Raw genomic sequence first — 9,847 nt, forward strand, 5'->3', positions numbered from 1 at the left:
GCACCCGCACTGGCCGAACTGGCGGCCACAGAATGGGATCAGGGCAACGACCATTTTCCCGCCACCAGCTTCCAGATTTCGAACATCCAGGCTGGGACTGGCGCAACTAACGTGATTCCGGGCACCCTGGAAGTGATTTTCAACTTCCGTTTTTCCACTGAAACCACCGATCAGGATCTGAGACAACGCACTGAAGCCATCCTAGCCCGGCACGGCCTGGACGTGGAGCTGGAGTGGAATCTCAGCGGCCAGCCCTTTCTTACCGCCGAGGGCGAACTGGTCAGCGCGACTGTCGCAGCCATCGAAGCCGTTACCGGCTACCCTGGCAAACTCTCCACCGCCGGTGGCACCTCAGATGGTCGCTTCATTGCACCGACTGGCAGCCAGGTCGTTGAGCTCGGTCCGGTAAACGCCACCATTCACAAGGTAGACGAATGCGCCCGCGCCTCAGATATCGAAGCCTTAAGCGAGATTTATCGGGGAATACTGGAAAATCTGGTCAGATAATTTTCAGGGAAGGTATTTCAGGCTTTTCAGTGGATAAACATCGAACCGCACGGCTTTGCCCTTAATCGCAAAGCCGGGCTCTGGGCCTGCCAGCGGTGCTGCCTTAAGCGCGCGCTTTACGACCACGCGGTATTCAGCACACTCCAGGGCTGTGGCGAGCAACTCACTGCCATCGCCGCCATGCCCCATAAGCTGCTGGAACAGCTGCATATCTTTCTTCGCCAGCGCCGATTTACCTGATGCCGCAAACATCGGATCAAGGTAGATTACCTGCGCTTTTCCTTGCGCCGCTAGTGACCCAAGGAAATCTTCTGCCCTTGCCGGATACAGGGCCACCGCTTGAGCTACTGCAGTAAACCGAGGGTCTTCCCGCAGCCTGCGCAATGCATCACCCAGCAGCGCAACCACTACCGGATGAGATTCAATCATACTGACTACACTGCCGCGTCCCAGTAACACCGACGTATCGCGACCAAAACCTGCGGTCGCATCAACCACGGCGGGTTTAAAACTGGCGCCGCCGGCAACAGCTTTCCACAGCAGTTCCGGCCCTTGGCGACGCTGACTGAGGGCAGCAACAAAATCAACAGCAACCGGCTTTTCCTTGCCGAAAAACCGGCCCAGCGCGAGCTGCCCCGATTGCCAGTGTAAACACAGACCGCTAGCGTCGGCAGCAAGCTGGTCAACTGCAACACAGGGAATCGCCAAAGTGCGGGCGATGTCACTTACAGCCTGGGAGGGAGGTTCGTGACAGACAATCGCCTCAGGAGCGGAAGCGAATCTGGAAGCTGCGTCCGTCACGGGGTTGTCCAAGAAAATCGGTGAACAGGTCAAACAGAGGGCCTTGCGGGGGTTGAGCTGTCATATCCACCTGATAGCGGCCATTGGGTGTGATGGTTGCAGAACCCGATAGCCGCAGCGTGTTTTCGGGCAATACAGTGACGACCAGATTACCATTGGCGCAGCTAAGCGTCGCAGCTACCTCCGATAGCTGGGCAAAATCCTCGCCGTTAAAATCACTCAGCGTCAGCGTTCCGTCCAGCTCCTCGCAGCGCTCCCGTACCAGTTTCGCCTGATGCACGACGACATCGACTAACGCATCCACCCCGACACCGGGCAAGCCGAGAATTTGCAGCAGCGTTTCCAAACGCGTGGTTGAGTGACCCTCAGCAAGCACTAGGGTATCGCCGCCGCCTCCCACCTTGGCTTTGAGCGGTAGTGGTTTGCCGATAACAATGCTCAGTGGCGTACCGGACAATAATCCAGCCAGCGCCGGACGAGCCTCGAGATCAGCCAAGCGCAGCGGGCCAATCTGTAGCCAGTCGAGCTTCACTCCCAGGACAGACCCGCTCAGTGGCGCGTGACTGATATTGGGTGGCAGGGTCACAAAGCGCTCGAGCAGCGCTGCGGGAAATGTCACCGGCAAGGTTACCAGCAAGGCAACAACGTATATCAGGATTGCACGTTTGATCGTCACGCCGCCGACTCCAGCGTCATCCGAACGGAGACCTGCCCCGGCTGAGGCAACTGCCCCATGGTAAGTGATTCGATTGATAGCCCCTGCTGCTGTAACTGATCCACAAAGCGCAAAAAGTTTTTGTAATCCGCTGTGGTAAAAAACACGTTGTAGCGACGATCGCCACTGGGTTCGATCCGCGACACAGACAGCCCCAAACTAGCCGCGCTGCGAGTAATCACCTGCTCGGGCGAGCCAGCAATGCGATTTCCCGATGCCCGCCCGGCCTTGCGATAGGCTTCTATCTGAGCCGCCGCACCGTGCATCCATTCAAGCGTTTGACGTTTGGCCTCAAAACGGCGCGCCTCGTCGGCTCGCCAGTCCAGCAGTGGCTGCCAGATGAGGGCCCAGACCAGCAAGGGAATAGCAACCGCGACGCCGCCAAACACAATCTGCCGCTCCCGTGCTGTGCGCTGACTGAGTTTCCAGTCAATATCTCGCCATTGCATCATTGGGGCTCCCGCGAAATTATCAATTGCCCGCTCACCATCTCACCATTCTGACGAAAGGTTCCGCGCCCCACATCCAGTTCTTGCCCCTGCAATCGGGTGGTAAAGCCATCGATGGCAGCGTAATTACTCGCGTCGATAGCCAGTCGCAAATTTCGGCTCTGATTCTGGTAGACCAATTGCGTCACCGAAATCTCTGCCTGGCCTTCAAAGGCCTGGGCCACTGGCGTGAGCAAGGGTAACAGGCCGTTGCCGCTGCCAGTACCTTCCAGCGCGTTTAACTGACTTTTCATCTGGCTACGCGCATTTACGACGCGATTGGCGCCGGGAAACGTTTTCCGGTAGACCTCATCCGCCGCCATATCAAAACGATCCGCCTGCTGCCCATATTGCATGGCACTGACCGCCAGCAAAATCCAGTGCAGTAGCAGTACCGCAGCTGCGGCCAGCGCGGGCCAACGCACCATACGCAACGCATCGCCAACCGGATCGTGCAGGGCATACGCCCCCTGGCACAAACTGTTGGCCGGTGCCGCAAAATTTTTCGCGATCGCTTCGAGAACCGTCTTCGCGTGTGACGGTGCCGCATTCGTCACCGCCGGCTTTGCATCCACCACCTGATACAGACGCAGGCTGGAGTCTTCTGACGCATCGCCGTTTTGCAATGCATGCCAAGGCAAAAACAACGACGTTTCCAGCGTTGCGCCCCGATGTTTGATACGAGCAAGCACGCGGTTTTCATCCTGCACCACGCAGTTATCCTGCAGCGCAGCATAATCAGGCATGACAGTCGCAACCCGCAATCCGCTGTTCTGCAACCAGCTATGCCAGTGGGCCATGCGCTCGTGATTTACCACCCAAACCTCGCACGGTACGTTAGCGCGTATGCGTTCATGGGCAAGGTGCACTTCGCCCAGATCAACACTGAGCTTTTCTTCTATCTGATAGGGCAACGCCGATTGCGCCGCGGCACCAGCAACAGGTAGCGTTACTTGCAGTTGAACCACATCTTCGCCCGGCACCAACACATGGCAAGGTGTTTGACGAGTATGCGCTTTGAGTTTTTCCAACTCAGCAAGCGCACCGAGCTGGCCCTGCTCTCTGGCACGACCAGTCTCAGTGTCCCACAGCAGCCATTCACCATCATCCGGGGCTCGCAGGTTGAGCAACAATACGGCGCTCAAAACAATTCTCCATAGCGGCGTGACAAGACACGCGATTTTTTATCTTGCACTTCCATCAGTGATTGCAGGCTGAATTGGGTGTCATAATATAAAACGTTAATTGTGGCACGAAAGAAGGTGGACTGCACAGCCAGCTTGTCCCGGTAATCCTCTGGTAGAGTTTTCCCCGCCAGCGCGGGATCTTCGAGAAACTGAGCAACGCTCTCCCAGCCCTGCTCCGGGCGCTGCTGCAATAGCTGTGTCGCCGCTTCCTCACTGAGCACACCATTCAACAGGATCACCAGTAAGGGTGCCTGTTCAGGCTTTAAGGTATTAATATTGATTTTCGTAGCCGTTTCCGGAACCACACACAGCAGGTTAGACAGTGCATCGAGCTCTTCAGGCTTCAACTGCACCAGAAGATTTAACTCGCTGACCGCCGCCATCAATCCGTTGGCCGACTGAAATGCCAGATCCCGGTCACTGTAATCCAGATCTTCGGCACCATAGAGCCCATTGACCTGAAAATCGGCGTCTAGCCAATCCTGTATGCGATCTCGCAACTGCATGGCCCGCACCGCATCAAACCCGAGGCTGGCCAACAACGCCGTAAACTGCTTTTCGTAGACAGTTTCTGCCGGTGGCGCTTCACCGGGGTTGCGAACCACCAGCAAGTTATTCAGGTTGAAGCAGGCCTGTGCATCAACAACACGTCCCTGTAGCACGCCTCCCTCGATGGGAAATACCGCATCTTCGGTGGCCCAGGGCTGCGCGAGGTGCACCGGCTTGTCTTTTTCGATCTGTTCCAACAGTGCCCGCGCCAACTGCTCACCGCCGACACTGTACCAGTAGGCCTGGCCGTTCTGCCGCTGGTTATCCAAGCGTTTTACATTGAATCGCAATTGTTCGTTGATCTGAACCGCGATAATCGACAGTACTGAAATAATCAGCAGAACAAAAATAAGGGCGGCGCCACGTTCACGGGGATACATTGCCACCCCCCGCTACCAAGGCCAGCAATTCCACCACGCCCCATTGCCGCGTTTCGATGCGTAGCGAAACCGCGCGCGGCAACGCTACCGGGCTGGTGTTCAATCCCGTGCTCTCCGGGGGCCACTGCCGCTCCCACTTGCCCTCATTGAGAAAGCCGAAATTGATCGCCTCAATGTTGTCCAGCAAAGCCTGCTTGCGCCACTCGGTATTGGCGGCGGGATCTGGCACCGCAGCGCTGTAGCGAATCAACTTGTTCTCTTCGATAGCATAGCGGATGCGCTCCAGCGAACTGGCAAATTGTTCGCCCGGCAGCAACCGTCGGCCATCGCGAGTAAACTCCAGTAGAAACTGATCACCCTCGGCAAAACTCAGCAAGGGTGCCAATTGCTTCTCACCATATTGGTCGCGACCGACCCGGTTTAACATCTGCTCAAGGTCGCGCCGCACCAGTGTTAACGACAAGCCAAGATCTTCCAGGCTACGACTGCTCTGCTTGAGGTGCTTCTGATTTTCCAGGGAGCTGCCCAACAAGGTACTGGCCAGAATTGCCAGCACCGCCATGATGGCAATGGCGATCAATAATTCGATCAGGGTTAAGCCGCTCTGTCGCTTCACAACCCACCTTGCCCGCTAAACGCGCTCAGGCTCGCCAGTGGAGCATCTTCTGGATCATCCCTTACATCCAGATCAAGCCGCACAATTTGCGGCGTATCCGTCTTGTTAACATTCAGCTCCCAATGAAACTCGAATGGCCCTTGTATGGCGGTGCCGGAGTCATTGGCAATACGTCCCTCCAGCTGAATTAACACCATCTGATTATGGGCAAGCAGTGAGGCAAACTGCCGTCGTGCCAGTTCATCCACATGGCGCGCGCCACCACCAATTACCTTGGCCAACGATACCGCGCCAAGCGCAAATAGCAGCAACGCCACCATGATTTCCAAGAGGGTAAAGCCGCGCTGCCTCATTGCTCCTCCGGCGCCAGCGACAGGCTGTCATCCAGACTGACTTCAAGACCTTCTGGCCCGCGAATAATCAGCGTAAACGGGGATACCTGACCATCGTTAGTGAACACAATCTGCGGGGTTTCATAATCTTGTGAAAGATCGAGCCGTTGCTTGGATTGCTCAAGAAACATGGGGTGTCTGGATGCCGCTTGCTGCAGGTTTACAAGCCGGTCATCAACCAGAATCTCCCAGCCCTCCACCGAGCGTTTTACCAGCTGCGGTTCACCTTCGCGCCACAACACACCGTGGGTAGTGCCGGTAAACACAGCTTCCTGCCGGGCATAACGAAAGAAAGCCGTCATCCTTTCCGCCATCTGGCGCAACTCACGTTGACTGTTATCTGTGGGCAGGGTCAGCACTGCAACGGTGCTTAGCAATCCAATAATCAACACAACCAGCAATATTTCGAGCAGGGTCAGCCCGCGCTGGTAACGTGGCGTATTACCAGTTGCCGATATCACTAGCCAGACCTTCTCCGCCTTCGTCTCCATCGGCGCCTGTGGAGTACAGGTCATAGGGGCCGTGTTCGCCCGGTTGCAGGTACTGATACTGATTGCCCCACGGGTCCTGCGGCAAGCGCTTGATATAACCGTCGCTGCGGTAGTTACGCGGCTCGGGCGAGGACGTAGGTTTATTAACCAGTGAATCCAGCCCCTGGTCTGTCGTCGGATAAGTGTGGTTGTCCAGCTTGTACATATCCAGTGCCTGCTCGAGCATGGCGATATCGGCTTTGGCTTTTTCTACCATCGCGCGATCCTGGTTCTGCAGCACATTGGGCGCAACGATCGACACCAGCAATCCAAGAATGACAATCACCACCATGATTTCCAGCAGGGTAAAACCCGCTTGTCTGCGGCTTTTCAAAACGCTACTCACAATACACCTCTCTAAAATCCGGACAGATTATTCAATTGCAGTATGGGCATAAGAATGGCCAGCACAATCGATACGACAACCAGGCCCATGCCGACGATCAGCAGAGGCTCAAGCAAGCTGGTCATGATACTGACCTGCGCCTCAACCTCACGCGCGAGATTGTCCGCTGAGCGACGTACCATCGTATCGAGCTCGCCGCTCTGTTCGCCGCTGGTAATCATATAAACCGCCATCGGCGGCAATTCATTCATTTGCTGTAGCGCAAAACTGAAGCTTTTGCCCTCGCGGACATCATTTGCCACCTGGGCCATTCCCTCCTGCAGATGCAGGTTGTTCAGGGTGCCCAAGCCGACCTTGATGGCTTCAATCAGCGATACACCACTGGCCAGCAAGATTCCCAGGGTGTGCAGCATACGCGCCGAGTCCACCGCCAGAATCACGTCGCCGACTATCGGCACCCGCAACAGGCGCTTGTGAAAACGCCGGCGCCGGCTTTCATCGCGCAGCCACCAGCGACCGGCCATAAACAGCAGACCGAGCAGAATCAGAAAGTGCACCCAGTATGCCGCCATGCCCTCACTGATACTGATCAGCACGCGTGTCAACAACGGCAGGGTCTGACCATAGTGATCGAACTGCGCTACCACTTTAGGCACCACGTAGATCATCAGCACACCAATAACCAGCACCGCCACCACGGTCAGTGCCAATGGATAAACCATTGCCTGCACCACCGTAGACCGCAGCTGCTGGGCGTTTTCGGTATAGTCCGCCAGCTGATCAAGTACCTGCCCCAGATCACCCGACTGTTCACCAGAGGCCACCAATGAGCGGTACACAGGGTTAAATACCCGCGGGAAATCACGCAAACCATCGGCAAGCGTATGCCCTTCCAAAACCCGGCTGCGCAAACTCATTACAACCGACTGCAGTCGGCGGTGCCGGGTTTGACGCGCGGTGGCGTGGAGAGCTTCTTCAAGCGGGATGCCAGACTGTACCAGGGTGGCAAGGTGGCGGGTAAACAACGATAGGTCTTTGACACCAATACCCTGAAACAGGGAAAACCCTTCAGCTTTACCTGATTGCTTTTTCCTCGATTCGCTGACCTCGACCGGTATCAGCTGCTTTTCGCGCAGCTGCTGTCGGGCCAAACGGTCGGAGTCTGCCTCAAGAATGCCTCGCTGACGCTTGCCATTGGCGTCGAGGGCTACGTAATCAAACGCCGGCATCAGCGGTATCCTCGCGGACGCTGCGCAGTACCTCGTCGATACTGGTGGCGCCTTCCAGCACCAGGCGGCGTCCCTCGCCTAACAGTCGAGTCATGTGGCCCTTAGCGGCGTCGACAATGGCCTGTTCACCAGCGCCATTGTGAATCAGCTCACTGACCTTACGATCAATGACCAAGAGTTCATAGATACCGCTGCGACCACGATAACCAGTGTGATGACATTCCTCGCAGCCCTTGGCCAGGTAGGCGGTGCTGCCTGCCAATGATCGATCGCCCAGCAGTGCCGCTTCTGCTTCATCCATCGGGTGCGGCTCGCGGCAGGTGCTGCACAATTTGCGCACCAGTCGCTGGGCAAGAATGCCTTTCAGGCTGGAAGAAATCAGATAGGGCTCTACCCCGATATCTACCAGCCGGGTAATGGCGCCAACGGCATTGTTGGTATGCAGGGTAGATAACACCAAATGACCGGTTAAACTGGCCTGCACCGCAATTTCTGCGGTTTCACCGTCGCGAATTTCGCCCACCATGACCACGTCCGGATCCTGCCGCAATATTGCGCGCAGACCCCGCGCAAAGGTCATACCGACCTTGCTGTTCACCTGGGTCTGGCCAATACCATCTACGGCGTATTCGATAGGGTCTTCTACCGTAAGGATGTTTCGCACGCGATCATTGAGCAGGGTCAAACCGGCATAGAGCGTAGTGGTTTTACCCGAGCCCGTGGGGCCGGTAACCAGAATGATACCGTTGGGGTTTTTCAACAGCTGAGTAAAGCGATCAAGTGTGCCCTTGGGCATACCGAGATGCGTCAGATCAATGCGAGCTGCCTGTTTATCCAGCAGGCGCATAACCACTCGCTCACCATAACTTGAAGGGATGGTGGAGATTCGCACATCCACCGACCGCCCGGCAATTTTCAGCGAAACCCGACCATCCTGAGGCACCCGCTTTTCAGCAATATCAAGCTTAGCCATAACCTTGATACGCGATACCAGCAGCGGTGCCAATCGACGATTGGGGCTGAGCACTTCCTGCAAAATGCCGTCTACCCGCAGCCGCACCGACATGGTCTTTTCGTAAGTTTCGATATGAATGTCTGACGCGCCCAGCTTCAGGGCCTCGGCAAACAATGCATTGATGAGCCGGATAACCGGTGCGTCATCCTGAGACTCCAGCAGGTCCTGTGATTCGGGAATTTCTTCAATCAGCTTGTCGAGATCAACCTCGTTGCTGATATCACCAATCGCTTCCATTCCGGCAGCACCGGACTGCTGCTGATAATTGGCATTGATCTTCTCGGCCAGAATAGCCGATTCACACAGCTCTACCGCCAGCTCTTTGCCAACCGCTCGCCGCACTTCGGCCAAAGCCTCCGGCGGCGTATCTCTGCAGTAGAGCAAGGTGCTTTCATTTAAAAGCACCTGATTCTTGCGCGCGTAGGAGTAGGAAAGCATACGCGTCCTTAATCCTCGGGCATGTCGTTAGGATCAACCTCGGCCTCAAGCTCCGGCAACATGCCCGCCGGTGAGGGATCAAGCCCAGTCCACACCGGCAATACCGGCGCTTTGGCGGCCGGGAACAGATTGATGCCTCCATCGTGCATCAGTATCTGCTGTGCGCGGATATAGTTGTACTTCTCGCTCGACAGGCCACGGAGGGTTTCCGAGTCTCGTATGATAGTCGGGCGAATAAACACCATCAGGTTACGTTTGACCTTCTGGGTTCGATCCGCACGGAACAGACGACCAATAATAGGCATATCTCCCAGAATCGGCACCTTCTCCGTCGACTCCTGAATGTCATCATCAATCAGACCACCGAGCACAATAGTCTGCGCATCATTGACTAGCACAGTGGTGGCAATGGTCCGTTTGTCGGTAATGATGTCTGAAGCTGACAGTCCGCTGAGGGAGGAAACTTCCTGCTCCAAGCTCAGCTGTACTGCATCCCCTTCATTGATCTGGGGCGTTACAGTCAGCTTGATACCGATTTCCTGACGGGTGATGGTCTGAAAGGGGTTATTGTTATTGGAGCTGGCAGTCGACCCGGTAATCACCGGTACTTCGCTACCCACCAGGATTGACGCTTCCTGGTTATCGAGGGTAAGC

At 56.0% G+C, this 9,847-nt stretch carries 13 protein-coding genes; 1 reads left to right on the top strand and 12 read right to left on the bottom strand.

Annotated features, from left to right (window positions below; translation table 11 throughout):
- The coding region (locus tag ABYP39_RS14575; protein WP_372783227.1) for a M20/M25/M40 family metallo-hydrolase at positions 1-507 on the top strand (507 nt) is incomplete at its 5' end.
- Positions 508-510: 3 nt separating this feature from the next.
- Here ABYP39_RS14575 and ABYP39_RS14580 read toward each other — a convergent pair.
- From ABYP39_RS14580 to ABYP39_RS14635, 12 genes are all read right to left on the bottom strand, one after another.
- Positions 511-1,308 (bottom strand): class I SAM-dependent methyltransferase, encoded by a 798-nt coding sequence (locus ABYP39_RS14580; RefSeq protein ID WP_372783230.1) that lies wholly within the window; start codon positions 1,306-1,308, stop codon positions 511-513.
- Positions 1,271-1,984, bottom strand: coding sequence for a type II secretion system protein N (gene gspN / locus ABYP39_RS14585; protein WP_372783232.1), 714 nt, complete (start codon positions 1,982-1,984; stop codon positions 1,271-1,273). Before gspN ends, ABYP39_RS14580 begins: the two co-directional genes overlap by 38 nt.
- Complete coding sequence (gene gspM / locus ABYP39_RS14590) at positions 1,981-2,475, bottom strand: type II secretion system protein GspM (RefSeq protein ID WP_372749139.1); 495 nt, start codon at positions 2,473-2,475, stop codon at positions 1,981-1,983. The genes gspN and gspM overlap by 4 nt, the downstream gene beginning before the upstream one ends.
- On the bottom strand, positions 2,472-3,656 hold the full coding sequence (gspL, locus tag ABYP39_RS14595; protein WP_372783234.1) for a type II secretion system protein GspL: 1,185 nt from the start codon (positions 3,654-3,656) through the stop codon (positions 2,472-2,474). Before gspL ends, gspM begins: the two co-directional genes overlap by 4 nt.
- A complete protein-coding gene (gene gspK, locus ABYP39_RS14600) occupies positions 3,653-4,627 on the bottom strand; it encodes a type II secretion system minor pseudopilin GspK (protein ID WP_372749141.1) in 975 nt (324 codons plus the stop codon). The genes gspL and gspK overlap by 4 nt, the downstream gene beginning before the upstream one ends.
- Positions 4,614-5,243 (bottom strand): type II secretion system minor pseudopilin GspJ, encoded by a 630-nt coding sequence (gene gspJ / locus ABYP39_RS14605; RefSeq protein WP_372749142.1) that lies wholly within the window; start codon positions 5,241-5,243, stop codon positions 4,614-4,616. The genes gspK and gspJ overlap by 14 nt, the downstream gene beginning before the upstream one ends.
- Positions 5,240-5,596 carry a type II secretion system minor pseudopilin GspI gene (gspI, locus tag ABYP39_RS14610; RefSeq protein ID WP_372749143.1) on the bottom strand — a complete coding sequence of 119 codons (357 nt, stop codon included), beginning with the start codon at positions 5,594-5,596 and terminating at the stop codon, positions 5,240-5,242. Before gspI ends, gspJ begins: the two co-directional genes overlap by 4 nt.
- On the bottom strand, positions 5,593-6,096 hold the full coding sequence (gene gspH, locus ABYP39_RS14615) for a type II secretion system minor pseudopilin GspH (protein WP_372783236.1): 504 nt from the start codon (positions 6,094-6,096) through the stop codon (positions 5,593-5,595). Before gspH ends, gspI begins: the two co-directional genes overlap by 4 nt.
- Positions 6,077-6,499 carry a type II secretion system major pseudopilin GspG gene (gene gspG / locus ABYP39_RS14620; RefSeq protein WP_372764460.1) on the bottom strand — a complete coding sequence of 141 codons (423 nt, stop codon included), beginning with the start codon at positions 6,497-6,499 and terminating at the stop codon, positions 6,077-6,079. The genes gspH and gspG overlap by 20 nt, the downstream gene beginning before the upstream one ends.
- Positions 6,500-6,522: 23 nt before the next feature.
- On the bottom strand, positions 6,523-7,740 hold the full coding sequence (gspF, locus tag ABYP39_RS14625; RefSeq protein WP_372783238.1) for a type II secretion system inner membrane protein GspF: 1,218 nt from the start codon (positions 7,738-7,740) through the stop codon (positions 6,523-6,525).
- A complete protein-coding gene (gspE, locus tag ABYP39_RS14630; RefSeq protein ID WP_372750208.1) occupies positions 7,727-9,193 on the bottom strand; it encodes a type II secretion system ATPase GspE in 1,467 nt (488 codons plus the stop codon). Before gspE ends, gspF begins: the two co-directional genes overlap by 14 nt.
- Before the next feature lie 8 nt (positions 9,194-9,201).
- Positions 9,202-9,847 (bottom strand): type II secretion system protein GspD (locus ABYP39_RS14635; protein WP_372783240.1); only part of this gene is annotated, 646 nt, incomplete at its 5' end.

Origin of the sequence: Litorivivens sp. (genome assembly GCF_041625495.1) — a bacterium.
GTDB lineage: Bacteria > Pseudomonadota > Gammaproteobacteria > Pseudomonadales > Spongiibacteraceae > Litorivivens.